This window comes from Kluyvera georgiana (assembly GCF_050990895.1).
GTDB lineage: Bacteria > Pseudomonadota > Gammaproteobacteria > Enterobacterales > Enterobacteriaceae > Kluyvera > Kluyvera georgiana.
Window position 1 is genome coordinate 3919371 of sequence record NZ_CP158865.1, and the last position, 25488, is coordinate 3944858.

Genomic DNA, 25488 nt, shown 5'->3' on the forward strand with positions numbered 1-25488 from the left:
TTTCTCCCTCAGTGCAGTACCGGCGACGTGATATTACGGGCGCAAAGCTCATCCATCACGGCCAGGCCGAGAAAGGACAGCGACGGCGTGGCTTTGAGTGGTCCGGCTTCCATTAAATCTTCCAGCAGTGCACAGGCAATCTGGCGACCTTTTTCCTCGCCGTGCTGGCGCAGATAGAAGCCCTCCAGCTCGGCGGCAATGGCGCTTTCCAGCGCATCAAGGGTGAGGTGCGGGTATCGGTGCTGGCGTTCGCACAGGGTCAGCCATGCGCAGGCCACGGCGCGACGATACAGCGCGGCGCGTAATACGGACGGTAATGGATTTTTCATATGTTGCCCTCCCCGGTCAGCCAGTGCTGATTGCAGCGTTCGACCACGCCGTCGAGCTGGACGGTCATGAGGTAAATCACGGAGGTGAGCTGCAACTGCTGCGCAGGGTCACGACGAACAGTGGCGCAGTCCTGCACCTGCATCAGCTCATTGACGAGCTGGCCGACGTTGCGCATGTGCTCGAGGCATTCGAGGTCACGGGCGGTAATGGTGGTGTGTCTCATGCGCGGACCTCCGCAACCGGCAGACGGCCAGCGAACGAGAGGACGTAATCGCGAACGAGGGAAAGGCGTGCGGCGTGCTCGTCACCGGCAACGGTGCGGAGCATGCATATACGGGGTTTACGGTCTGCGCGACGAACGGCGGCAAACACAAAGACAAACTGCGGGTGTGACGGGATGAGGGTCGTAGCCATAGTGGCAACCTCCAATGTTTGCATGTGACTGCTACCACTGGAAACGCCAATTTCACTGGTGGTAGCCCAGACGGGGTTGGCGTAACCGGCAACATTGGAAACCGGCGCTTCGTGAGAAGCCCCCGCCTGAGCCACCATTACACGGAAGATCCATAGACAGATAAATCTCTGGATCAAAAATGGATGCGCTGAGGCATAGACACAAAAAAAGACGCAAGGCGCGTCCGGTGTCGCCAATGTTGTAAACGGGACGCCAATCCCGGCTGCCGATTTTGCGACAGCGGGAAAACTATACCTGGAAACGGCGAAAAGAAGCAAGCCAGAAAAAGGGGCTTTTTGCTGAGCGGCCATCATCATGCGTCATAGCCCCGGTTACGTTCGGCAATGCGATCAGCCATCCATGCAGTGATTTCAGACTGCGCCCACGCCACGTTTTTTCCGCCGAGGGAGATTTGTTTCGGGAAGGCTTCCCGGCTGATGAGGTCGTAAATGGTCGAGCGGGACAGGCCGCACAGATGCATCACTTCGGGCAGACGGATAAAGCGTTCGTGAACGGTATCAGAAACCGGCATCAGTGGCGCGGCAGGGGCAGAAAACGGGGAAGAAAAAGCAGTGTGCATCGGGCTACCTCATAATGTCCATACAGTGCCGGTCGTGTCCGTCCGGCTTCGGGTAGCTCTCTATTTTGTGAATATTTTCCCTCAGGGCAACAAGTCATTTTGTAGTGTTACACCACACAACAGGCTGTTTTTTATACAGCAACAATCTCTGACAATGTTCTGGTATATCGTGGGTATCCTTTGGCACATTCTGGCACACCCATATACAACCAAAAGTGGTTAACAAGGCATTATTTATGAATAAAAAATATATAAACCTCCAAGAGAGTTCAGAAGATGAGTGAACAGTGGTGAACAGACGGTGAACAGTCAGACCCTCAACTGTTCACCCTTTATCTTACTGTATTACTTATATTTTTATTTAAGGTGAACAGTGGTGAATAGTTATAAGTAAAAAAACAAACGGTGAGTAAGATTTTCCTGCGACCTTTCTCTGGCCAGCCTGATTTTAAGGTCTGTTTGTGCCAGCACTCTGACAACGGTAATGAATCGTGTTGTTGTGCAGGAGGCGTCAGAATCATTTCAGGTTGAACACACGGAGAGCCTGAACATGAAACCCGAACTCATTATCAAAGCCATGCAGACCGTTATCAGTAAACAGGATGAAGGCGCGGAACAACGTATTGCCGGTGCGCTGGCCGCACTTAACGAAGCAAAAGACGCACACACGGCCAGCATGGGTAAACTCAGCGACATTGAGGCTTCCATTCTGCGTTGTGAGCAGGAACGACAGACCGCCCTCAGTGAAAGTGCACAGGCCGAACAGGACTGGCGCAGCCGCTTTAGAACTTTACGCGGCAACCTCACTCCTGAACTGAAAGCTGAACACAGTAAACGTATCGCCAGCCGCGAACTGGCTAATGAGTTCACCGGTCTGATTACCGAGCTGGAGAAAGACAAAAGCCACGCCATGCTTGGAGCATGCTCCTCCGGTACTGCTTATATCAGCGCCCATGAAAAAGCGTTCACCACTTACGCCAACAGCGAGTGGAAGAAGGCGCTGGCCGGTATCAGCCCCGCACTATTACGTGCCTTTCTGTTGCGTATACGGTCGCTGGAAATGAGCGGAGAAACCTCGCCGCGTGCGACCGTAAATCGCGAGCTGGGTGATGCACTTAATATGCAGTCAGCCCTGTATCATTTTGATATGGAGCAGGAGCCGGTTCTGTCCGTAACGGGCATGAATCGTCCGGTAATTAACGGGGTTGATATGGAACTGTTCAAAAGCCCCGCTAAACGGATGAAGCTTGCCGCTGAACTGGCAGCCAAAAACCCTGAACAGGCGGAGGGCTGAATTATGTTTCACTGCCCGTTCTGCAAAAAGACCGCGCATGTCCGAACCAGCCGGTATCTGTCGGAAAACGTCAAACAGCGTTATCACCAGTGTACCAATATCGAATGCTCGGCCACTTTCCGCACCATCGAGTCTGTTGACGGTGTGATACGTGCCGCACCGGAGAAAACCGCCCCCGCCCCGGTGACGCCAGCGCCGCCGCGTAAAGTACAGGACTGCTACAGCTCGCCGTTCCGGCATTAATCAGGAGAGAGACACGTGACCACTGTGACATTGCAGCAGGCCTTTGAGGCCTGTCAGACGAACAAAAACACCTGGCTGAAACGTAAAGCCGAACTGGCAGACCTCGAACGGGAATACCGTGAACAGCTCCTTGCCGGTGACGAACAAATCCCGCGCAGAATGCAGGATTTGCGCGACAATATCGACGTGAAAAAATGGGAGATTAATCAGGCCGCCGGTCGCTATATCCGCTCACATGAGGAAGTGCAGCACATCAGCATCCGCAACCGGCTCCATGACTTTATGCAACAGCACGGCGCGGAGCTGGCCGCCACGCTGGCGCCTGAACTTATGGGGTATAACGAACAGCTTCACGCAGTAAAACAGAGCGCCATGCAGCACTCGGTTGATTATCTGCGTGAAGCCCTGTCGGTGTGGCTGGCCGCGGGTGAAAAAATTAATTATTCCGTGCAGGACAACGATATTTTAACGGCCATCGGATTCAGGCCTGATGCGGCTTCGCGGGATGATAATCGCCAGAAATTCACCCCGGCACAGAACCTGATTTACACCCGCCGACGTGCAGAACAGGCCGCACGGTAGCACGCGAAAAAATCCGCGAAAATTCCGCTATTTTTCCCAAAAAAAGCCATGCATCCATAAGGTGCATGGTTTTGCATGCAAATCCCCGTATTTTATTTCCCCCACCTCGCCAGTACCGGCGAGGCCTGAGACGGTTCATGCACTTGCATTAAAAGTGACTTCTTAAGCGGGCAGGCGTGGCGGGGAGAGCATTGCGCGCCAAAGTGTAATGATATATTTTCAGCATTTTTTGAAACTAACTCCCATCTGCAGGATAGGTCACTACTCAACGTAGGGTTTTCCCGGGTTTCGATAAAACCACTTAGCATCGGAGCAGATATACTCAATATCGAACAATAAATATGAACCTTTCAGTGAAACCGTGTGGCATCAGATTCATAAATTAGCAAATGGGTAAAAGTAGGTATATGTGAGGTGTGTATGAGTTTTACTTATTGGGTTTAGTTGAAAATGGTGATTTAATGGCTCTTGAAATTTATCATCATTTAGCTAACCTGAGGACTTATGGCAATTTTTGATGAAAAGCGGCATTTATATGAAGCCTTATTGAGACATAACTACTTCCCCAACCAAAAAGGTTCGATAAGTGAAATCCCACCGTGCTTTTCTTCCAGAACATTCACACCGGAAATAGCAGAATTAGTTTCATCTGACACATCAGGGCGTAGAAGCTTACAAGGTTATGATTGTATAGAGTATTACGCTACCAGATATAACAATTTCCCGAGAACGCTCTCAATCATCCATCCAAAAGCGTACGCAAAATTAGCCAAGCATATACATGATAACTGGGAGGAAATACGGTTTATAAAACAAAATGAAAGCAGCATGATCAAACCAGACATGCATACTGATGGCCGTGTTATAATAATGAATTATGAGGATGCAGAAACTAAAACCGTAAGAGAACTGAATGATGGTTTTGGACGGCGATTTAAAGTTAACGCAGATATATCAGGTTGCTTTACCAACATCTACTCACACTCTATTCCGTGGGCGGTCGTAGGTATTAATAATGCAAAAATAGCCTTAAATACTAAAGTAAAAAACCAAGATAAACACTGGAGCGACAAGCTTGACTATTTTCAGCGTCAGGCTAAGAGGAATGAGACACATGGTGTTCCTATTGGCCCAGCAACCTCAAGTATTGTTTGCGAGATTATTTTAAGCGCTGTAGACAAAAAACTGAGGGATGATGGTTTTTTATTTAGACGTTATATAGATGACTATACATGTTATTGTAAAACACATGATGATGCGAAGTCTTTTTTACATTTACTTGGTATGGAGCTTTCTAAGTATAAATTATCACTAAACTTACACAAGACTAAAATAACTAATCTCCCAGGGACTTTGAATGATAACTGGGTTTCTTTGCTTAATGTAAACTCACCAACAAAGAAACGTTTTACAGATCAGAATCTGAATACTCTAAGCTCTTCTGAAGTAATTAATTTTCTAGATTATGCTGTGCAGTTGAACACTCAAGTAGGTGGTGGGAGCATACTAAAATACGCTATTTCACTGGTAATAAACAATCTAGATGAGTATACAATCACTCAGGTGTATGACTACCTTCTTAACTTATCATGGCATTATCCAATGCTTATTCCATATCTAGGCGTTCTTATCGAAGATATTTATTTAGATGATGGTGATGAGTATAAGAATAAATTCAATGAGATTTTGAGAATGTGTGCAGAGAATAAATACTCTGACGGTATGGCTTGGACTCTTTATTTTTGCATCAAAAATAACATTGATATAGATGATGATGTTATAAAAATGATTATTAGTTTCGGTGACTGCTTGAGCTTATGCTTGCTAGATAGCACAGGGATATATGAAGAAGAAATCAATGGTTTTGTTGCAGATATTATTAAATTAGATTATGAATATGACATAGACAGATATTGGCTCCTTTTTTATCAGCGATTCCTTAATGATAAAGCCCCAAGTCCTTATAATGACAAATGCTTTGACATCATGAAAAATTATGGCGTTAACTTTATGCCAGATGAAAATTATAATACCAAAGCTGAGTCATATTGTCATGTCATCAACAACCCATTTCTCGAAGACGAGGATGAGATTGTAAGCTTTAACGATTATATGGCGTAGTTTTCAGGCCTCGTTTCAGAGGCCTAAGTTTCGTGCATACCATTGAAGCATTTCTCTCCTTTTCTCAATGTATAGAGCATGATTGTAAGTTCCTCGTATGCTATTTTTATCAACATGAGCCAGCTGCATCTCAATTAAAGCACTTTCAAATCCACTTTCATGTAATATCGTAGATAAAGTATGTCTAAATCCATGCCCCGTTAACTTCCCACTATAACCGATACGCTTGATTACCTGGTTGATACTTGCCTCACTCATAGGCTTGTTTGGATCATTCCGTCCCGGAAAAACATAACGATAGTTCCCTGTCATTATCTTGAGTTCATTGAGTAAATCTAACGCTTGAGTAGATAGTGGCACAAGGTGTGCCCTACGCATTTTCATCCTTTCAGCGGGAATTTCCCAAATAGCGTTATCTAGATCAAATTCTGACCATAAGGCCGCACGTAATTCGATGGTTCTTACACCCGTAATCATCAGCAATTTCGTGGCAATCAGAACAAGCCGACTTCCGGTGTAACCGTTTAAAGCGCGTAGAAAATCAGGTATTTCATCAGCCTTTAAGAACGGGAAATGATTGGATTGATGAACTTCGAGGGCGCTAGAGAGATCCGCTGCCGGATTAAACTCAGCTCTCCCGGTTGCTATGGCATAGCGAAAAACTTCTGAACATCGCTGCCGAACTTTGCGCATTTTCTCCAATGCACCGCGTTTTTCAATTTTACGCAGCACATTAAGCAGTTCCAGCGGTTTAATTTCACCAACTGGCCTCGCGCCTACATAAGGGAATATGTCGTTCTGAAACGCTTCCATGATGTCTGACGCATAACCTGCCGACCATTTGGCAGACTTCATCTGGTGCCACTCTGTGGCTATCTTTTCGAACGCGCTTTCAGACTCGGTTTGCAAAGCAATCTTCTGCTCTTTTCGAACCTCACTCGGATTCTTTCCTTCGGCGACCAGTTTTCGGGCATCGTCACGACGGGAACGGGCATCTGCAAGTGTGATCGTCGGATACACACCAAGCGAGATCATTTTGGGTTTACCGGCAAAACGATAACGGAACCGCCAGCTCTTGCTTCCATTAGGTTCTATAAGCAATGACAGCCCTTGCCCATCTCCAAGTGTATAGGCTTTAGCTTCAGGCTTAGCGCGGCGAATCTGCATATCGTTTAAAGGCATGTGTATAGGAATCCAAGACCGAACAGGAACATATACACAATCCTATACATATTCTGTATCGGATTCTACTGGATGGTTACGGACGGCGAGGGACTAAAAAGCAGTAAAATCTTTATAAATCAGGGTATTTATGGATGAATACGGACGTTTGAGGAAGTTGAGATGGTGCCGATAATAGGAGTCGAACCTACGACCTTCGCATTACGAATGCGCTGCTCTACCAACTGAGCTATATCGGCCCTGCAAGAGGTGTTCACGAGCGTGAATCACGGGGTAAAAGGTTAAGACTAACCGGGCGATGCGTCAATAGTCAGATTAATCAACCGTCTATTTTTGCATCGCCCGCTATCAATTACGCACGAATAGTATCGTCGCCGAAGCCAATCCACTTGTAGGTGGTCAGTGCTTCAAGGCCCATTGGGCCACGGGCGTGGAGTTTTTGCGTGCTCACCGCCACCTCGGCACCCAGGCCGAACTGACCGCCGTCGGTGAAGCGGGTGGAGGCGTTAACGTACACCGCGGAGGAGTCCACTTCATTAATGAAACGGTTGGCGTTGCTCAGGGTGCGGGTCAAAATCGCATCGGAGTGCTGGGTACCGTGTTGGCGGATGTGTGCAATGGCGGTATCAATATCCGGCACCAGCACCACATTGAGATCCAACGACAGATACTCATTATCAAGCTCTTCAGCCTTCAACGGCACCCGCTTAGCCGGGCCTTGCAGCTCGCGCAGGACGGCGTCGTCGCCGTGCAGCGTAATGCCGCTCTCCGCCATCTGCTTGCTCAGCGCTGGCAGGAAGCGATCGGCGATGGACTGATTCACCAGCAGCGTTTCCACGCTATTACAGGCGCTCGGGCGCTGGGCTTTCGCATTGACGATAATCTTCAGCGCCGCTTCAATCTCTGCGCTGTCATCAATATAAATATGACAAACGCCGATACCACCGGTGATGACCGGAATCGTCGACTGCTCACGGCACAGCTTGTGCAGTCCTGCACCGCCGCGAGGGATCAGCATATCGATATACTTATCCATACGCAGCATCTCGCTCACCAGCGCGCGATCCGGGTTGTCGATGGCCTGAACGGCCGCTTCTGGCAGACCGCACTCTTTCAGCGCTCGTTGGATCACGCCAACGGTGGCGGCGTTGGTGCGATACGTCTCTTTACCGCCGCGCAGAATAGCGGCGTTGCCGGTTTTCAGGCACAGCGCCGCCACGTCAACGGTGACGTTCGGGCGGGCTTCATAAATCACGCCAATCACGCCCAGCGGGACGCGGCGACGTTCGATGCGTAAGCCGCTGTCGAGCAGCCCGCCGTCAATCACCTGCCCTACCGGGTCGGCCAGCACGCAGACCTGGCGGACGTCGTTGGCAATCGCCGTCAGACGCGCTGGCGTCAGCGCCAGACGATCGAGCATGGCTTCGCTCAGGCCGTTTTCACGCGCCTGGGCTAAATCTTCGGCGTTAGCCACAAGGATCTCTTCACTCTGAGATTCCAGATGATCGGCAATAGTTTCCAGAACCCGGTTTTTCTCACGGCAGGATAACTGCGCCAGCGTATAGGAGGCCTGCCTGGCGGCAATGCCCATTTGTTCCAGCATGTTGAACTCCTTAGCGGGTAATCATGTCGTCGCGATGCACGGCAACCGGGCCATACTCGTAGCCGAGAATGGCGTCAATTTCCTGCGAGTGGTGCCCGGCGATAAGGCGCAGCGCATCGCTGTTGTAACGGCTTACGCCGTGAGCGATGTCGCGGCCTGCAAGGCTACGAATACGGATTACTTCACCACGCGAGAAGTTGCCTGTCACGTTTTTAATGCCTTTTGGAAGTAATGAACTTCCGCGTTCCAGAATGGCGGAGGTCGCGCCTTCATCCACAATCAGTTCACCGGCTGGCGGTGCGCCAAAGATCCAGCGTTTGCGGTTTTCCAGTGGGGTATCCTGGGCGTGGAAACGGGTGCCGACGGAGACATTCGCCATCACGTCGCCAATCACGCCCGGCAGGCTGCCTGCGGCAATAATGGTGTCGATACCGGCACGGCAGGCAACGTCTGCGGCCTGCAGCTTGGTACCCATGCCGCCCGTACCCAGACCAGACACGCTATCGCCGGCAACGGCACGCAGCTCATCGTCAATGCCGTAGACGTCTTTAATCAGCTCGGCGTCCGGGTTACTGCGCGGGTCGGCAGTGAACAACCCTTGCTGATCGGTCAGCAGCAGCAGTTTATCGGCACCCGCCAGAATCGCCGCCAGCGCGGAGAGATTGTCGTTATCGCCCACCTTAATCTCGGCAGTGGCGACCGCGTCGTTTTCGTTAATCACCGGAACGATATTGTTATCAAGCAGCGCGCGCATGGTGTCGCGAGCGTTGAGGAAGCGCTCACGGTCTTCCATATCAGCGCGGGTTAACAGCATCTGGCCGACGTGGATACCGTAAATGGAGAAGAGCTGTTCCCACAGCTGAATTAAGCGGCTCTGGCCAACGGCAGCAAGCAGCTGTTTAGAAGCAATAGTCGCGGGCAGTTCAGGGTAACCCAGATGCTCACGCCCGGCGGCAATCGCTCCTGACGTTACGATGACAATTCGATGCCCAGCGGCGTGGAGCTGGGCGCACTGCCGAACCAGTTCAACAATATGCGCGCGATTCAGGCGGCGCGATCCGCCTGTTAAAACACTGGTGCCCAGTTTGACCACCAGCGTCTGACTATCACTCATGATTCTCTGCCGTTAAAAAGAAGAAGTATCGATCCAAACAAACGTTGTAACAGGAGTCAGCCCGCTTGCCAACAGGCAGCGCAGAAAGCCGGTTTTTTGTTGCGCGGGATCAGACAGCCTGGAGGCAAATGTTGACAATTTTATGACAGAAAAAATTAATCATACTTTTTTATACTCAATAGAACTTTGTCATAAATTTTTAACACGCGCGGGATAAAAACGTTCCTGTTTTTTCACAGTGGTCTTTCACAGCACTCTTTTAAGTATAAAAAAACCGGGATTGAGAAATGCAAAAAACAGCTCTGGCATTAACAGTGATGGGTATTATTGCGTCGTCTTCAGCTATGGCCGCAGAAGTTTATAACAAAGATGGTAATAAACTGGACGTCTACGGCAAAGTCAAAGCAATGCACTATATGAGCGATGACTCCAGCGCTGATGGCGATAAAACCTACGTGCGTTTTGGTTTTAAAGGCGAAACAAAAATTAACGATCAGTTGACCGGTTATGGTCGCTGGGAATCTGAATTTGCCGGTAATAATGACGAAGGCGGTAGCGCTTCTTCTCAGAAAACACGTCTGGCCTTTGCTGGTCTGAAATTAAAAGACTTTGGTTCTTTTGATTACGGTCGTAACCTCGGCGCGCTGTACGATGTTGAAGCCTGGACCGATATGTTCCCGGAATTCGGCGGCGACTCTACCGCCAAAACCGATAACTTCATGACCAAGCGCTCAAGCGGCCTGGCTACCTACCGTAACACCGATTTCTTCGGTGTGGTCGACGGTCTGGATTTAACCCTGCAATATCAGGGTAAAAACGATCGTAGCACCTACGCCACCGCCAACGGCGACGGTTTCGGTACCTCTCTGTCTTATGATTTCGGCGGTAGCGACTTCGCGATCAGCGCGGCGTACACCAACTCTGACCGTACCAACGTACAGCAGGCAAAATCGCTGGCGAAGGGGGGTAAAAATGCCGAATCCTGGGGTACCGGTGTTAAATATGACGCCAATAATATTTACCTGGCGATGATTTATACTGAAACCCGTAATATGACGCCGGTTAAAGGTCTGGTTTCCGCAGATCAGGGCTTTGCGAATAAAGCGCAAAACTTTGAAGCGGTGGCGCAATATCAGTTTGATTTTGGTCTGCGTCCGTCGCTCGGCTACGTGCAGATGAAAGGCAAAGATCTGGATAACGGGATCGGCGATCAGGATCTGATGAAATATGTTGATGTCGGCGCGACCTACTATTTCAACAAAAATATGTCGGCATTTGTTGATTATAAAATCAACCTGATCGATGAAGATGCGGTGACCAAACGTCTGGCTATTATGACCGACAACGTGGTTGCTGTCGGTATGACCTACCAGTTCTAACGCGATCAGTAAGAATATAAAAGGCCAGCGAAGTTTGCTGGCCTTTTATATTGGGCTTTGCCGGATGGTGGCTTCGCCTTATCCGGCCTACAGCAAGAAACAAACGGTAGGCCGGATAAGCGTAGCGCCATGAAGCATTCGCTACGCCGTACGCTTCACCGCTTCGTTAGCAAAACCGTCGGCTGGCTCCAGTGCCAAATCCAGGCTCTTCAGCAGTTCGCTCGCCCGCTCATGGAAACCTCGCAGCGTCTGCTGCAAACGTTCGACAACCTCCGGGTCTTTGATCGCGACAGCCTGCCACGTTCCCTCTTTGTCGAACAGGCCGAACTGGTAGCTGTAGGTGAAACGATGCTCTTCAGCTTCCATTTCCATCCACCAGCCCCAGAACTCACGCTTCTCTGGCGCGGGTTTTACGTTAACGCAAACGGCCAGGCAGTCGAAAAAAAAGCGGTTGTCCTGGCACTGTTCTTCGCGGATATAGGGGCCAAGCGCAGTGAATTTCTTGATCAATCTACTCTTCGGGTGTCCACTCGGTAACGTCATTGCGATCTCCTTTAGTGATGCAACTGTTTTACCAAATCAATAGAATTTATCAATATATTAACAAAATCTATTATTGATCCACCCGGCAATTTCCTTCAGCGCCTTATCAAAATTACGGTACACCGGGTTAAACGGAATCGGCATCAGCTTGCCCTGCGCCGATGACGACACGATCAGCCGTGACTCATCCTCCGGGCTGAAAGGATCGTTATCCCAGTAGCCGGAAAGCATCGGCGTCGGGCAGCGGCGCCCCAGTAAACCCTGGGTTTTCAGCGAGTAGCGGTTCAGCTCCACGCGCAACGCTTCATCAGAGGCATCGTGCATGCCTAAACGCGAGGCCAGGACGTCGAGGTACATTTCCGGCACGCGCCCCTGACGCAGCGGGTCGCTCAGCAGGCTATGGACCACCGGCCCAAGGCAGGCCACGGCCTTCAGGTTCTGCGCTTCCAGATAGGCCAGACGTACGGCGATGTTAGCGCCGAAGCGGAAACCAAAGGCCGCGACGCGGGTGTGATCCACCCAGGGAACATCGCGCAGCTGCTTAATCACGTGCTGATGCAGCATGCTGGAGTCCTGGGTTAGCTTCCATTTGGAAGAAAAACCGATCGACGGCATGTCCACCGTCAACATCGCAATGCCGAGCGGGGCAAAGTAACGCTCGTACAGGCTGTAATAGTCGCTTTGCAGGCCATCTAACCCACCGCACATCAGCACCGTCGGGAACGGCCCATCGCCTTTAGGCATGTGCAGGAAGCCGGTAATCGGCGCGCCGCCGGGAATCGCAAACTCCAGTTCGCGCATTGATCCAGGCAGACGTTTGGCGGCCTCTTCATAAGCACGATTAGCCAGCGCCTGAGCCTGTTCGGCGAGGTCGTCGCCCTTCAGGTGCGGATAGGCGGCAATACTATAAAGATTAGAGGCGTGCAGCCAGTGACGACCGCTAAGGGTTTCATCTTCCTCCTGCATGGCCTTCTGCTGCCACTGCATCGCCTGCGTTGACCACTCGTAAATCCAGTTGCCGCCGCGATAGCCCACCACGGTGTCGTACAGCTCATCGTCGGTACGTTCGGCTGTACTCATCACGATGCGTGCCTGTACATCGAGAATTTCCTGCGGCGAGACGCCCCGCCAGATCCACATCAGGCGATTAATCATGCGATACCAGTGCGGTACGGTGCTGCCGCTCAGCGCAGACTGCATGCTTGGAGCCTCACCGCTACTGAATCGGCGTACCAGCGTGGACGTTTCAGGGTGTTTAAAACGCGGCTTAAATAGCGTTTCGCTGAGATTAGCTTCTGGCATCACAAAACCTCCATGGATACGATCTTTAATCCATTGTAACGCGTGGGACATTAAAAAAAACAACGCCCGGCATGACCGGGCGTTGGAAGCGCATTTATTGACTGAATTAACGGCCAGAAATAGGCGGTACAAATACCACGCCCATGTCCCACGGCTGTTCAATCCAGGTATCCTGCGGGATATCAACAACATAATCGTCAACCAGCGGGCGACCTGCCGGTTTAGCGAAGATGGTGACGAAATGTGCTTTTGGGTACATTTCGCGAATCGCGACGGCCGTACCGCCGGTGTCGACCAGATCGTCAATCACGATAAAGCCTTCGCCATCGCCTTCTGCGCGCTTCAGGACTTTCAGCTCGCGCTGGTTGTCGTGGTCATAGCTGGAGATGCATACGGTGTCGACATGACGAATGCCCAGTTCACGTGCCAGCAGTGCGCCCGGTACCAAACCACCGCGGCTAACGGCGATGATGCCTTTCCACTGTTCAGATGGCATCAGGCGTGCAGCCAGCTTGCGCGCGTGAATCTGCAACATGTCCCAGGTGACGACGTATTTTTCGCTCATGTGAAGTGTCCCAGCCTGTGTTATACGGCTTAAAAAGTGTTCAAGGGGGAAATAGGTTGCGCGAGATTATAGAGATCTGACGCACTAAAAACCAGTGTTAAGCGGAATCCCCGGCTCTTTTTACGTGGTTTGTTCTACCGGAAAGGGCAGAAAGTGGTATTCTCAACCCCATCGCGCAAGCCAGGCTTGTGGTATATGTCTATGCTAACCCTTTACCTGCAAGCGACTTTTGCAGAAAGCCGTAAGGAGACTCATCGTGTCTGAACTGTCTCAATTATCCCCACAGCCTTTATGGGATATTTTTGCCAAAATCTGTTCTATTCCGCACCCTTCTCATCATGAAGAGCAGCTCGCCGCGCATATCGTCGGCTGGGCGAAAGAAAAAGGCCTTCACGCCGAGCGCGACCAGGTTGGCAACATTCTAATTCGCAAAGCCGCGACTCCGGGTATGGAAAACCGTAAACCGGTTGTGCTGCAGGCTCACCTCGATATGGTGCCGCAGAAAAACAATGACACCGTACACGACTTCGCTAAAGACCCGATTCAGCCGTACATCGACGGTGAATGGGTGAAAGCCCGTGGTACCACGCTGGGTGCCGATAACGGTATCGGTATGGCTTCCGCGCTGGCGGTGCTGTCTGATGAGTCCGTTGAACACGGCCCGCTGGAAGTGCTGCTGACCATGACTGAAGAGACCGGCATGGACGGCGCGTTTGGTCTGCAACCTAACTGGCTGCAGGGCGACATCCTGATCAACACCGACTCGGAAGAAGAAGGTGAAATCTACATGGGTTGCGCCGGTGGTATCGACTTCACCAGCAACCTGCCGCTGACCCGTGAAGCTATTCCGACCGGTTTCCAGACCTTCAAGCTGACGCTGAAAGGCCTGAAGGGCGGCCACTCCGGCGGTGATATTCACCTCGGCCTCGGCAACGCCAACAAGCTGCTGGCACGCTTCCTGGTGGCCCACGCGGCGGAACTGGATCTGCGTCTGGTTGACTTCACCGGCGGTACCCTGCGTAACGCGATCCCACGTGAAGCCTTCGCCGCTATCGCTATTCCGGCAGACAAAGTTGACGCGCTGAAAGGGCTGGTAGAGACCTATCTGCGCATTCTGCAAAACGAGCTGTCTGCCAAAGAGAAGAACCTGACGCTGGTACTGGAAAACACGACCGTTGAAGGTAAAGCGCTGACCGCAGCATCTCGCGATGCATTCACGCAGTTGCTGAACGCAACGCCGAACGGTGTGATTCGTAACTCCGACGTGGCAAAAGGCGTCGTCGAAACCTCACTCAACGTGGGCGTGGTTTCCATGACGGAAGATACCGCCACTATTCACTGCCTGATCCGTTCCCTGCTCGACAGCGGTAAAGATTACGTGGTGAGCATGCTGGAATCACTGGGTGCGCTGGCGGGTGCCAAAACCCAACCGAAAGGCGGCTACCCAGGCTGGCAGCCGGACGCGAACTCTCCGGTCATGAAGCTGGTGCGTGAAACCTATCAGCGCCTGTTCAACAAGGTGCCGAACATTCAGATTATCCACGCGGGTCTGGAATGTGGTCTGTTCAAGAAACCGTATCCGAACATGGATATGGTCTCCATTGGGCCAACCATCACCGGGCCGCACTCGCCGGATGAACAGGTTCATATCGAGAGCGTTGGCCAGTACTGGCAGTTGCTGACGGAACTGCTGAAAGCGATTCCGACGAAGTAAGTTCTATGCCTCGCTTGGCCGGTCTACCTGTCAGGTAGTCCGGCCATGTAACGTAATGCCGGGAATAGTTTACCGGCGTTTCTCCATCCGATAATTCACAAACGCCTCCCCACGCGCCACTACCCGCTGTTCTGCGATAACCTGAAACCCCATACGCTCAAAACACGGCCTGGCAGTGATACTTGCCTCCACCGTTAATGTTCCCGTTGGTATCAAAGCGAACAACTCGGCCAACAACGCGCTGGCAACGCCCTGTCGGGAATGCGTCGGCGTAACAAACAGCAGGTCAATATAGCGATCCACGGCGGTAATAAAACCGACGACTTCTCCCTCTTTTTCTGCGACCAGCACTCGCGAGGCCGCCAGTTTTTGCCGCCAGCGAGCTTCATCCACCTGAGCCCAGGCGTCGATTTGCGCGGGGGCATAGTGCTGGCTGGCGGTTTCCCGTACCGCACGCAGAAAAATCTGGCATAAGGTTGTGAAATCATCGTCGCGATAGGCCCGAATGTGCATCGTTAAATTCCTAACAGAAGCTGACGTTCCAGCTGTGGATCCAGCAGTGAGACATGTAAACCAACCAGCCGTACGCCACGTTCCGATCGCCGCTCGTGCCAGGCTTTGTGCGCGGTAGCGATCAGATCGTCTTTGTTAAGCTGCGGCCAGACGTGCTCCTGGGTGGTCTGCTGAAAGTCATTGAATTTGAGTTTAATTCCCTGACGGGCAATACGCAGATCGGGTCGGACTTTCGCCAACCGCCGTTCGAGTTCAGGGTAGAGACGCTCGACGATGGCTTCGCAGTCGACCCATTCATGGATGTCCTCTTCCAGCGTACGCTCCACGCCGATCGACTTGCGTTGGCGATCGTTGTGGATCTCACGTTCGTCGATCCCATGACTACGCTCCCAGAGGATCCGCCCGAATTTACCAAAGCGCTTGAGCAGCATCGCAAGATCGCTGTTCTGCACGTCTTCGCAGGTGCGTAGCCCCATGCTTTCCAGTTTTGCCGCCGAGACTTTACCCACGCCGGGAATTTTCGCCAGCGGCAGCGTTTTCAGAAATGCCGGGACTTCGGCGGGCGTAAGAACGAACTGGCCGTTGGGTTTGTTCAGATCGGAGGCGATTTTAGCCAGAAACTTCACCGGCGCAACGCCCGCAGAGGCCGTCAGCGCCAGCTCGTTGAAGATGGTCTGGCGAATTTCCTGCGCCATCAGCGTGGCCGAGCCGTGGCAGTGCACGCTATCGCTGACGTCCAGATAGGCTTCATCCAGCGAGAGCGGTTCAATCAGCGAGGTGTAACGGGAGAAAATTTCCCGAATGTGGTTGGAGGCTTCGCGGTAGGCTTCAAAGCGCCCGGGAAGCAGCGTGAGATGGGGGCAAAGCTTCAGCGCCATTGCCGTTGGCATCGCACTGCGCACGCCGAATTTACGCGCGGGATAGTTTGCCGTGCTGATGACGCCACGCTGCACCCGGCTGCCGCCGATGGCGATAGGAATATCGCGCAGGGCGGGGTTGTCGCGCATTTCCACCGCGGCGAAGAAGCAGTCCATATCAATATGGATTATTTTGCGCATCGTTAGCCCTCACTTACCACTGGATAAGTATACAGCATAACTTTGGCAAATGAGAAGTGTTGCAAACCGCCCGGCAAAGCCGGGCGGGAAAGAGACTACAGGATGCGGTTCTGCTGACGCTGTGCCTCGCGAGCCATCCGCTTTTTACGCGCATCGCACGGTTCCGGGCAGTCGCACACTTTTTCCAGCCCCAGCGAAGAGATGCCGCCGCAGCTGCCCTGCAGGCTTTTCCGCTTCACCAGATACCCCAGCGACATGCCGAGGATCACGAGGGCAAAAATGCAGAACGTCGCCAGAAATACCGTTAACATCATCAGCCTCCAAAGTCGTCGAGCATGATGTTTTCATCCTCCACGCCTAACTCTTTGAGCATCTTAATGACCGCAGCGTTCATCATCGGCGGCCCACACATATAGAACTCACAGTCTTCCGGCGCCGGATGGTCACGCAGATAGTTCTCATACAGGACGTTATGAATAAAGCCAGTGTAGCCCGTCCAGTTATCTTCCGGCTGCGCGTCAGAAAGCGCAATATGGAAGGTAAAGTTCGGGTTATCACGCGCCAGTTGCTCAAACTCCTCTTCATAGAACATTTCACGCAGTGAACGCGCGCCGTACCAGAAGCTGATTTTACGATGGCTATGCAGACGCTTAAGCTGATCGAAGATATGGGAACGCATCGGCGCCATCCCTGCACCACCGCCGATAAACACCATTTCAGCGTCGGTGTCTTTGGCGAAGAACTCGCCGAACGGCCCGGAAATGGTCACCTTGTCACCGGCCTTAAGCGACCAGATATACGAGGACATAATCCCCGGCGGCGCATCCGGCGCAGACGGCGGCGGCGTGGCGATACGCACGTTGAGCATAATGATGCCCTTTTCTTCCGGGTAGTTAGCCATTGAATAGGCGCGCAGCGTCGGTTCTTTCACGTCGGAGACATAGCGGAAGAGATTGAATTTATCCCAGTCGCCGCGGTATTCCTCCGGCACGTCAAAGTCGGCGTACGCGACTTTATGCGGCGGGCACTCAATCTGAATATAGCCCCCGGCGCGGAACGGCACGCTTTCCCCCGCGGGAATCGCCAGCTTCAGCTCTTTGATAAAAGTGGCTTTGTTATCGTTAGAGATAACTTCGCATTCCCACTTTTTCACGCCAAAGACTTCGTCCGGCAGCTCAATTTTCATGTCCTGACGCACGGCGACCTGACAGGCCAGACGGCAGCCCTCTTTGGCCTCGCGCTTGGTAATGTGTGACAGTTCGGTAGGCAGAATTTCACCACCGCCCTCTTTCACCGTCACCCGGCATTGGCCGCAGGAGCCGCCGCCGCCGCAGGCGGAGGAGATAAAAATACCGTTGCTGGACAGCGTATTCAGCAGCTTGTCGCCCGCCGGAGTTTTGATCTGCTTATCCGCTTCGTTGTTGATTTCAATCACCACGTCACCGGCGTTAACCAGCTTCGATTTAGCAAACAAAATCAGCAGCGACAGCACCAACACGATAAGCGTAAACATGACTACGCCAAGTATAATTTCCATGATTAACGGCCCTTATAGCTGCACACCGGAGAATGACATAAAACCTAACGCCATCAGCCCGGTGGTGATAAAGGTGATCCCTAAGCCGCGCAGTCCCGCTGGCACATTTGAATACTTCATCTTTTCGCGAATTCCCGCCATCGCAACGATTGCCAGCATCCAGCCGATACCGGATCCAAAACCGTAGACGATGGATTCACTGAAGTTATAGTCACGCTGCACCATAAACGACACGCCGCCAAAGATGGCGCAGTTCACCGCAATCAGCGGCAGGAAGATACCCAACGCGGTATACAACGACGGGAAGTATTTATCGAGAATCATCTCAAGAATCTGCACCAGCGCCGCAATCACCCCGATAAAGGTGATGAAGTTGAGGAAGCTGAGATCCACGCCGTCAACCAGCGCGCCGTCGCGCAGCACCAGGTTGTAGACCAGGTTGTTGATCGGTACCGCAAGGCCGAGAACGACCGTTACCGCCACGCCAAGGCCAAAAGCGGTAGACACCTTCTTCGAGACCGCGAGGAAGGTACACATCCCGAGGAAGAAGGCCAGCGCCATGTTTTCAACGAACACGGCGCGGACAAACAGGCTAATGTAGTGAGCCATGATCGGTTACTCCTTTTCCTGCTGTTCCGGCTTCCAGCTACGCAGCGCCCAGATCAGCAGACCGATAATGAAAAACGCGCTCGGCGCGAGCAGGAACAGGCCGTTCGGCTGATACCAGCCGCCGTTCTGTATCGTCTCCAGCACCGTGACGCCAAACAGCTTGCCGCTGCCAATAAGCTCGCGCAGGAAACCCACAACCAGCAGAATAGCGCCATAGCCCAGACCGTTGCCGATGCCGTCCATAAAGCTTGCCAGCGGCGGCGACTTCATCGCGAACGCCTCCGCGCGCCCCATCACAATACAGTTGGTGATGATAAGCCCGACGAAGACCGACAGCTGTTTTGACGTTTCATAGGCAAACGCGCGCAGCAGTTGATCGACCACGATAACCAGTGAGGCAATAATCGCCATCTGTACGATGATACGTACGCTGTTAGGAATATGGTGGCGAATCATCGAGATAAACATGCTGGAAAACGCCGTCACCAGCGTGACCGCAATGGTCATCACAAACGCCGTCTCCAGTTTGGTGGTGACCGCCAGCGCCGAACAGACGCCAAGCACCTGGAGCGCGATCGGGTTATTGGCAATAAGCGGCCCCACCAACAGGCGTTTCATCTCTTTCATTTCACCCTGTTCAGCCATGGTTCAGCCCTCCTTCACGCACCTGTTTCAGGAACGGGCCAAAGCCCAGTTCGCCCATCCAGAAATCAAAGCTGTGCTGCACGCCGTTGGCCGTGAGCGTCGCGCCAGATAGACCGTCCACCGCGTACAGATCGCCCTGTGGCGCAGCCCCCTTCATCACTTTCAGCGCCGGATGGCCTTCGTCGTTGATGACGCGTTTACCGACAAACTGCGCACGCCAGTTCGGATTTTCAATCTCGCCGCCCAGCCCCGGGGTTTCTCCCTGGTCGTAGTAAGTGATGCCTTTAATGGTGCGCCCGTCAGTGTCCAGCGCCACAAACGCATACATCATCGACCACAGGCCGTTGCCGTAAACCGGCAGGACGATCTCCTGAACCTGCTGCTTTTCATCTTTGATGAGGTAGATTTCCACGACGTTGCTACGGCGACGAATACCGGCAGGATCTTCGCTTGAGGCCAGCGCAATGCTTTGCTGTGGGTCCTTCAGGGCCTGGCTCGGATTAAACTTTGCCGGGTCAGCATCAAGTATCGCGCCGCTTTTCAGGTCCACCAGCCGCGGCGTTACGCGGCTGGTATACACCTCCGCCACTTCATCTGCCGACATTTTGTCGTGCATCAGGCCGGCTACCGCCAGGATATTGCGTTGCTTATCCAATGCGCGCTGCTCCTGCTGGAGCGGCTTCAGGCCAACGGCAGAACCGGCGACCACAATGGAGCAAACCAGACAAAGCACCAGCACCACCAGCAGCGTTTTGCCGATGCTATCGTTACTTTTCTTCTCAGCCACGCGACTTCCTCCGCTTAATATTGGCTCGCACCACCAGGTAATCGAACAGTGGCGCAAAGAGGTTGGCGAACAGAATGGCCAACATCATCCCTTCTGGATAAGCTGGGTTGACGACGCGAATCAGCACGCACATTGCGCCAATCAGCGCGCCGTAGCACCATTTACCTTTATCGGTAAACGAGGCGGAAACCGGGTCGGTTGCCATAAACATCATGCCGAAGGCAAAACCACCGAGCACCAGGTGCCAGTACCACGGCATGGCGAACATCGGGTTGGTCTCGGAACCAATCAGGTTAAACAGCGTGGCGCAGGCAATCATGCCCACCATGACCCCGGCCACGATGCGCCAGGAGGCAACGCGGCCAAAGATAATCAGCGCCCCGCCGAGCAGGATCATCAGCGTGGAGACTTCACCGATGGAGCCCGGAATATTGCCGATAAAGGCATCCATCCAGCTCACCGGCTGCCCGCTGACGACGTTGACCAGCGCTTCACCGCCATGGCTCGCCCATTGGGAGAGCGGTGTCGCCCCGGAGAAACCGTCGGCGGCAGTCCAGACCAGATCGCCGGAGATTTGCGCCGGATAGGCGAAGAACAGGAACGCACGCCCGGCCAGCGCTGGGTTAAGGAAGTTGCGGCCGGTGCCGCCAAAGATCTCTTTCGCAATCACCACGCCAAAGGAGATGCCGAGTGCCGCCTGCCATAACGGCATGGTTGGCGGGACAATCAGCGCAAACAAAATTGATGTAACGAAGAAACCTTCGTTCACCTCATGCTTGCGCACAATCGCGAACAGCACTTCCCAGAAACCGCCAACCAAAAAGACCGTGGCGTAAATCGGCACAAAGAACACCGCGCCCAGCATCATCATGCTGATCCAGCCGGCGTCCGGCGCGAAGCTCACGCCCAGCGCCTGCGCCACGCTGTAGTGCCAGTTGCTGGCAATCACCTGCTGCAGCTGTTCGGCGCCGTACAATTTGTGCAGCGCCGGGATGGTTTGCAGCCCGACGTTGTACATCCCCCAGAACATCGCCGGGAAAACGGCGAACCAGACGAGGATCATCATGCGCTTAAGGTCGATGGCGTCACGCACGTGCGCTGCGCCCTTAGTGACATGCCCCGGCGTATAGAGCAACGTCGCCGTCGCTTCATATAGCGGGTAGTATTTTTCCAGCTTGCCGCCCTGCGTGAAGTGCGGCTCAACTTTTTCCAGTAGCTGTTTTAAGCCCATCACTTAGCCTTCCTGCTCAATTTGCGTTAGGACGTGGCGTAACACCGGCCCGTATTCGTATTTTCCTGGGCAGACATAGGTGCAAAGCGCCAGGTCTTCTTCATCAAGCTCCAGACAGCCCAATGCCTGCGCGCTGTCGGTATCGCCCGCCAGCAGGTCGCGCAGCAGCATAGTGGGCAGAATATCCAGCGGCATGACCCGCTCGTAGTTGCCGATAGGCACCATTGCACGCTCGCCGCCGTGGGTATCCGTCGAGAGATTAAACAGCTTCTTCTTGAGGAAGTGGCCCAGCGTAGTGCGGGTAATCGAAAACTTGTCGCGCCCCGGCGCAACCCAGCCAAGCAGCTCTTTTTCGCGCCCTTCTTTCAGCACGCTCACCTGCAGGTGGAAGCGGCCAAGAAACGCATGCGGGCCCGATGCCTTGGTGCCGTTAAGTACGGAGCCGGACAAAATGCGGTTTTCACCTTCGTGCAGTTCTCCCACCAGCAGGGCATCGAGATCCGCCCCCAGGCAGGTACGCAGCAGGCGAGGATGCTTCACCTGAGGACCACCAAGGGCGATGATGCGCTCGGTCCAGATAACACCGTCAAGGAACAGCTTGCCGTAGGCAATCACGTCCTGGTAGTTCAGATGCCATACCTGCTTTTGCAAGCTGACCGGCTCCAGGAAATGAATGTGAGTACCGACTAACCCTGCTGGATGCGGGCCAGTGAACTGATTGAACGTTACCTGCCCCTGCGGGTGGCCGCCTAATTTGCCGCCGCTGCTCTGACAGACGTGGACTTTACCGTCAGTCAAACGCGTCAGCACCGTCAGGCCGGCATCAAACGCCTCGCGCTGGGCGAGGATAATTGGCTGTGGATCGGCGGACAGCGGGTTCGTGTCCATGGCGGTCACGAAAATCGCCGCCGGTACCGAACCCGGCGCAGGGGTTTTGCTGAACGGGCGCGTGCGCATAGCCGTCCACAGCCCGGACTCCACCAACTGCGCAACCACCGCTTCGCGCGGCAGCGTCGTCAGCGCATCGGCCGGATAGGGCGTAAAGCTCAACGACTCGTCGCCATCGACGTCAATGACTACCGACTGCAGGACGCGGCGTTCGCCACGGTGAATAGCGCTAACCGTACCGCTGGCGGGCGCGGTGAAACGGACGCCGGGAATTTTCTTGTCCTCAAAGAGCAGTTGCCCTTTTACGACCCTATCGCCCTCTTTTACCGCCATCGAAGGACGCAGTCCGTTATATTCTTCGCCTTTTACCGCCACGCGGCTCACGGCAACGTCATCAATACGTTGCTGGTCGGGCAATCCAGCTATAGGCAGATCGAGGCCTTTGGTTATTTTAATCATACTGTTCGCAGGTATCCGTTAACGACGGCGTCAACTCAGCGCTGAGGCCAGCGTTTGGTTAACGAGACAAAAGAAAGGAGGTTCGCCTGAAGGCCAATCGTATTCCATCACCAGGCATGATGAAAATCTGAAGCATCCTTTCTTACACTGTTTAGAGAGTTACTACCTGAATCATCCAGCGAGTATCCGTTTTACCCATTTTCAGCCTGAATGATTACGTAACGAAAGTTTACCATTTTATCCTTCGTCGATGCAGCAGTTCCGCTTTTCTAGCCACTAAATTGCGAGCTGAGACGCAAACTGCTATGGATTCGGACAAAGATAGCTAGCGAATCATCAGCTTATCCTACACTCTTTTACAGGCTTCCCATGCGCGGGCGATCAGCACAACACACCGCCCCACCGCAGGAATACAACACGAAATTGTAAACGCCAAACGCCCCACTTGCGAAAAAATGCGGTGGTGCTAAGGTGAGCGCACAAAAAACAGATTTGTCTGCTTTTTTCTCTCTGTTGCCTCTCCTGGCGTGTAGTTATTTTTTATCAAGGAACAAGTAGTATGCGCAAAATCGCATTATTTATTGCGATGCTTTTAATGCCGTGCGTTTCGTTTGCTGGGTTAATGAGCAGCAACAGCCCGACGACGCCAGTCAGCAAAGAATATAAGCAGCAATTGATGGGCTCCCCAGTCTACATCCAGATTTTCAAGGAAGAGCGCACGCTCGACCTCTATGTGAAAATGGGTGAAACCTACCAACTCCTTGATAGCTATAAAATCTGTAACTACTCCGGCGGCTTAGGGCCGAAGCAGCGTCAGGGCGATTTCAAAAGCCCGGAAGGGTTTTATTCAGTACAGCGCAGCCAATTAAAGCCAGACAGCCGCTTCTATAAAGCGATTAATATCGGCTTCCCGAACGCCTATGACCGCGCGCACGGCTATGAAGGGAAATACCTGATGATTCACGGGGCCTGCGTATCAGTTGGCTGCTATGCCATGACCGACTCGGGTATTGATGAAATATTCCAGTTCGTGACCGGCGCGCTGGTCTTCGGGCAGTCCAGCGTCCAGGTCAGCATCTATCCGTTCCGCATGACCGATGCCAACATGGAACGCCATAAATATTCCTATTATAAAGATTTCTGGCAGCAGCTTAAGCCGGGCTACGACTACTTCCAGCAGACGCACAAACCGCCGATGGTTTCGGTCGTCGATGGCCGCTATGTCGTGAGCAAGCCGCTGAGCCACGAAGTGGTTCAGCCGCAGCTGGCGTCAAACTACGCGCTCCCCGAGGCAAAATAAGCGCCATTCGCCTGGCATGATCTTGTGCCAGGTTTCATTCCCCGTCAGCGGTTGGGTGGCAATCACGGTCACCACATCGTTTGCGGTCGTTTCCTGCTGAAAATCAATTTCCACGTCCTGATCCAGTAGCTTCGCCACGCCAAATGGCGCCCGACGGGTAATCCAGTACAGATTAGTGGAGCAGAACGCCATGACGTAACGCCCGTCAGACAGCAGCATATTGAACACGCCTTTCGCGCGCATTTCTTCCGCCAGTGACGCAATATACTTAAACACCGCCTGCATATTTCCGGGCGTACGCGGGTAGCGCTGGGTCAGCTTGTGCAGCAGCCAGCAAAATGCCTTTTCGCTGTCGGTTTCACCAACCGGGCGGAATTGTCCGGTCTCCAGCGTTTTATAGCCAGAGAGCTGCCCGTTGTGGGCATAGGTCCAGTTGCGTCCCCACAGCTCGCGGGTAAACGGATGGGTATTTTCCAGCGCCACCATGCCGCGGTTCGCCTGGCGGATATGCGCGATCACCGAGCAGGACTTGATAGGATAATCCTGAACCAGTTTGGCAATCGGCGACTGATAGCTGGGCTGCGGATCTTTAAAGGTGCGACACCCTTTTCCTTCGTAAAAGGTGATACCCCAGCCGTCTTTATGCGGCCCGGTGCCGCCACCGCGCTGAACGAGCCCGGTGAAACTGAAGCAAATATCGGTTGGCACATTAGCGCTCATCCCGAGCAGTTCGCACATATCACACCTCCACAGCAAACGGGGCCGAAGCCCCGTGAAACTTATGCCTTAACCATCTCTTTTTCGATCAGCATGATCAGAATGTGAATCACTTTAATGTGAATTTCCTGCACGCGATCGGCGTAACCAAAGTGCGGTACGCGAATTTCGATATCAGCAGAACCGGCCATTTTGCCGCCGTCTTTACCGGTCAGGGTGATGACCTTCATGCCTTGCGCACGCGCCGCTTCAATCGCTTTGATCACGTTAGCTGAGTTGCCAGAAGTGGAAATACCCAGCAGCACGTCGCCCGAGCGCCCCACGGATTCAACGTAACGAGAGAAAACATATTCATAGCCGAAATCATTGCTCACGCAGGAGAGATGACTGACGTCAGAGATCGCAATCGCCGGGTAGCCCGGACGGTTTTCACGATAGCGACCGGTCAGCTCTTCGGCAAAGTGCATCGCATCGCAATGAGAGCCGCCGTTACCGCAGGAAAGCACTTTACCACCGGCCTTAAAGCTATCCGCCAGCAGGACTGCTGCACGCTGAATGGCATGGATATTGGCTTCATCTTTCAGAAAGTTTGCCAGCGTATCGGCCGCTTCATTCAGTTCGTTACGAATAAGATCCTGGTACATGAGGATAATCCTTCAGCATTAATAAAATTGTCGTCAGTAGTGTACCGGATAGCGCCAGCGCAGAGAAGCAAGGGCCAACCTATTCAGCAGATGT

The 25488-nt window shown here is 52.9% G+C and carries 28 protein-coding genes and 1 tRNA gene; 7 read left to right on the forward strand and 22 right to left on the reverse strand.

The genetic code is table 11. From position 1 onward, the window contains the following. Positions 1–8: 8 nt before the first annotated feature. The 4 genes from ABTW00_RS18675 to ABTW00_RS18690 are packed head-to-tail and all read right to left on the reverse strand — an operon-like array spanning position 9 to position 1364. Complete coding sequence (locus tag ABTW00_RS18675) at positions 9–329, reverse strand: DUF5375 domain-containing protein (RefSeq protein ID WP_433636811.1); 321 nt, start codon at positions 327–329, stop codon at positions 9–11. Next, entirely contained in the window at positions 326–553 is a 228-nt protein-coding gene (locus tag ABTW00_RS18680; RefSeq protein WP_433636813.1) for a hypothetical protein, read from the reverse strand. The genes ABTW00_RS18675 and ABTW00_RS18680 overlap by 4 nt, the downstream gene beginning before the upstream one ends. Then, the gene (locus ABTW00_RS18685; protein ID WP_433636815.1) at positions 550–1101 is read right to left on the reverse strand and encodes a host cell division inhibitor Icd-like protein; all 552 of its coding nucleotides are present in this window, start codon (positions 1099–1101) and stop codon (positions 550–552) included. The genes ABTW00_RS18680 and ABTW00_RS18685 overlap by 4 nt, the downstream gene beginning before the upstream one ends. Next, positions 1098–1364, reverse strand: coding sequence for a helix-turn-helix transcriptional regulator (locus ABTW00_RS18690; RefSeq protein ID WP_170974233.1), 267 nt, complete (start codon positions 1362–1364; stop codon positions 1098–1100). Before ABTW00_RS18690 ends, ABTW00_RS18685 begins: the two co-directional genes overlap by 4 nt. Before the next feature lie 550 nt (positions 1365–1914). Here ABTW00_RS18690 and ABTW00_RS18695 point away from each other — a divergent pair. From ABTW00_RS18695 to drt4, 4 genes are all read left to right on the forward strand, one after another. After that, positions 1915–2658, forward strand: coding sequence for a capsid protein (locus ABTW00_RS18695; protein WP_433636817.1), 744 nt, complete (start codon positions 1915–1917; stop codon positions 2656–2658). Positions 2659–2661: 3 nt separating this feature from the next. Further along, a complete protein-coding gene (locus ABTW00_RS18700; protein WP_433636819.1) occupies positions 2662–2901 on the forward strand; it encodes an ogr/Delta-like zinc finger family protein in 240 nt (79 codons plus the stop codon). Between the two features lie 15 nt (positions 2902–2916). After that, entirely contained in the window at positions 2917–3483 is a 567-nt protein-coding gene (locus ABTW00_RS18705; RefSeq protein ID WP_433636822.1) for a phage polarity suppression protein, read from the forward strand. A 504-nt stretch (positions 3484–3987) separates the two neighbouring features. Beyond that, positions 3988–5604: an antiviral reverse transcriptase Drt4 gene (drt4, locus tag ABTW00_RS18710; protein ID WP_433636824.1), complete on the forward strand. Its 1617-nt coding sequence runs from the start codon at positions 3988–3990 to the stop codon at positions 5602–5604. A 15-nt stretch (positions 5605–5619) separates the two neighbouring features. Here drt4 and ABTW00_RS18715 read toward each other — a convergent pair whose 3' ends face one another. From ABTW00_RS18715 to proB, 4 genes are all read right to left on the reverse strand, one after another. Then, on the reverse strand, positions 5620–6786 hold the full coding sequence (locus ABTW00_RS18715) for a tyrosine-type recombinase/integrase (protein ID WP_160180599.1): 1167 nt from the start codon (positions 6784–6786) through the stop codon (positions 5620–5622). Positions 6787–6949: 163 nt separating this feature from the next. Next, positions 6950–7025: transfer RNA gene (locus tag ABTW00_RS18720), tRNA-Thr, on the reverse strand. Between the two features lie 113 nt (positions 7026–7138). After that, positions 7139–8389, reverse strand: coding sequence for a glutamate-5-semialdehyde dehydrogenase (proA, locus tag ABTW00_RS18725; RefSeq protein WP_433636827.1), 1251 nt, complete (start codon positions 8387–8389; stop codon positions 7139–7141). A 10-nt stretch (positions 8390–8399) separates the two neighbouring features. Beyond that, complete coding sequence (proB, locus tag ABTW00_RS18730) at positions 8400–9503, reverse strand: glutamate 5-kinase (protein ID WP_185669662.1); 1104 nt, start codon at positions 9501–9503, stop codon at positions 8400–8402. A 287-nt stretch (positions 9504–9790) separates the two neighbouring features. On the opposite strand from proB, the gene phoE reads away from it, so the two are divergent. Then, the gene (phoE, locus tag ABTW00_RS18735) at positions 9791–10882 is read left to right on the forward strand and encodes a phosphoporin PhoE (RefSeq protein ID WP_433636831.1); all 1092 of its coding nucleotides are present in this window, start codon (positions 9791–9793) and stop codon (positions 10880–10882) included. Positions 10883–11023: 141 nt separating this feature from the next. Here the strand turns inward: phoE and crl are convergent, their stop codons facing one another. The 3 genes from crl to gpt all read right to left on the reverse strand — a co-directional run bounded on the left by crl (position 11024) and on the right by gpt (position 13292). After that, positions 11024–11425 carry a sigma factor-binding protein Crl gene (gene crl / locus ABTW00_RS18740; RefSeq protein WP_065357890.1) on the reverse strand — a complete coding sequence of 134 codons (402 nt, stop codon included), beginning with the start codon at positions 11423–11425 and terminating at the stop codon, positions 11024–11026. 57 nt (positions 11426–11482) lie between these two features. Then, positions 11483–12727: an esterase FrsA gene (gene frsA, locus ABTW00_RS18745; RefSeq protein WP_433636835.1), complete on the reverse strand. Its 1245-nt coding sequence runs from the start codon at positions 12725–12727 to the stop codon at positions 11483–11485. A 106-nt stretch (positions 12728–12833) separates the two neighbouring features. Next, on the reverse strand, positions 12834–13292 hold the full coding sequence (gpt, locus tag ABTW00_RS18750) for a xanthine phosphoribosyltransferase (protein ID WP_064547670.1): 459 nt from the start codon (positions 13290–13292) through the stop codon (positions 12834–12836). A gap of 256 nt (positions 13293–13548) precedes the next feature. Between gpt and pepD the strand changes: the two genes are divergently transcribed. After that, the gene (gene pepD / locus ABTW00_RS18755; protein ID WP_433636839.1) at positions 13549–15006 is read left to right on the forward strand and encodes a cytosol nonspecific dipeptidase; all 1458 of its coding nucleotides are present in this window, start codon (positions 13549–13551) and stop codon (positions 15004–15006) included. 69 nt (positions 15007–15075) lie between these two features. Here pepD and ABTW00_RS18760 read toward each other — a convergent pair whose 3' ends face one another. The 9 genes from ABTW00_RS18760 to ABTW00_RS18800 all read right to left on the reverse strand — a co-directional run bounded on the left by ABTW00_RS18760 (position 15076) and on the right by ABTW00_RS18800 (position 22733). Next, positions 15076–15519, reverse strand: a complete 444-nt coding sequence (locus tag ABTW00_RS18760; protein WP_433636842.1) for a GNAT family N-acetyltransferase — start codon at positions 15517–15519, stop codon at positions 15076–15078. 2 nt (positions 15520–15521) lie between these two features. Then, positions 15522–16577, reverse strand: a complete 1056-nt coding sequence (gene dinB / locus ABTW00_RS18765; RefSeq protein WP_064547664.1) for a DNA polymerase IV — start codon at positions 16575–16577, stop codon at positions 15522–15524. Positions 16578–16672: 95 nt separating this feature from the next. Then, a complete protein-coding gene (nqrM, locus tag ABTW00_RS18770) occupies positions 16673–16888 on the reverse strand; it encodes a (Na+)-NQR maturation NqrM (protein WP_064547684.1) in 216 nt (71 codons plus the stop codon). A 2-nt stretch (positions 16889–16890) separates the two neighbouring features. After that, positions 16891–18114: an NADH:ubiquinone reductase (Na(+)-transporting) subunit F gene (gene nqrF / locus ABTW00_RS18775; protein ID WP_065357895.1), complete on the reverse strand. Its 1224-nt coding sequence runs from the start codon at positions 18112–18114 to the stop codon at positions 16891–16893. A 12-nt stretch (positions 18115–18126) separates the two neighbouring features. Continuing rightward, complete coding sequence (gene nqrE, locus ABTW00_RS18780; RefSeq protein ID WP_064547661.1) at positions 18127–18723, reverse strand: NADH:ubiquinone reductase (Na(+)-transporting) subunit E; 597 nt, start codon at positions 18721–18723, stop codon at positions 18127–18129. 6 nt (positions 18724–18729) lie between these two features. Continuing rightward, entirely contained in the window at positions 18730–19368 is a 639-nt protein-coding gene (locus ABTW00_RS18785) for an NADH:ubiquinone reductase (Na(+)-transporting) subunit D (protein WP_064547659.1), read from the reverse strand. After that, a complete protein-coding gene (locus ABTW00_RS18790; protein ID WP_064547657.1) occupies positions 19361–20155 on the reverse strand; it encodes a Na(+)-translocating NADH-quinone reductase subunit C in 795 nt (264 codons plus the stop codon). Before ABTW00_RS18790 ends, ABTW00_RS18785 begins: the two co-directional genes overlap by 8 nt. Beyond that, complete coding sequence (locus ABTW00_RS18795) at positions 20148–21386, reverse strand: NADH:ubiquinone reductase (Na(+)-transporting) subunit B (protein ID WP_065357905.1); 1239 nt, start codon at positions 21384–21386, stop codon at positions 20148–20150. Before ABTW00_RS18795 ends, ABTW00_RS18790 begins: the two co-directional genes overlap by 8 nt. Positions 21387–21389: 3 nt before the next feature. After that, the gene (locus ABTW00_RS18800; protein WP_433636847.1) at positions 21390–22733 is read right to left on the reverse strand and encodes a Na(+)-translocating NADH-quinone reductase subunit A; all 1344 of its coding nucleotides are present in this window, start codon (positions 22731–22733) and stop codon (positions 21390–21392) included. Positions 22734–23292: 559 nt separating this feature from the next. Here ABTW00_RS18800 and dpaA point away from each other — a divergent pair. Then, positions 23293–24033 carry a peptidoglycan meso-diaminopimelic acid protein amidase gene (dpaA, locus tag ABTW00_RS18805; protein WP_064547653.1) on the forward strand — a complete coding sequence of 247 codons (741 nt, stop codon included), beginning with the start codon at positions 23293–23295 and terminating at the stop codon, positions 24031–24033. On the opposite strand, the gene ABTW00_RS18810 is transcribed toward dpaA, so the two are convergent. Further along, positions 24004–24771 carry a class II glutamine amidotransferase gene (locus tag ABTW00_RS18810; RefSeq protein ID WP_064547651.1) on the reverse strand — a complete coding sequence of 256 codons (768 nt, stop codon included), beginning with the start codon at positions 24769–24771 and terminating at the stop codon, positions 24004–24006. The two genes, dpaA and ABTW00_RS18810, sit on opposite strands and share 30 nt — an antisense overlap. A 41-nt stretch (positions 24772–24812) precedes the next feature. Beyond that, a complete protein-coding gene (gene lpcA / locus ABTW00_RS18815; RefSeq protein WP_065357896.1) occupies positions 24813–25394 on the reverse strand; it encodes a D-sedoheptulose 7-phosphate isomerase in 582 nt (193 codons plus the stop codon). Between the last annotated feature and the right edge of the window lie 94 nt (positions 25395–25488).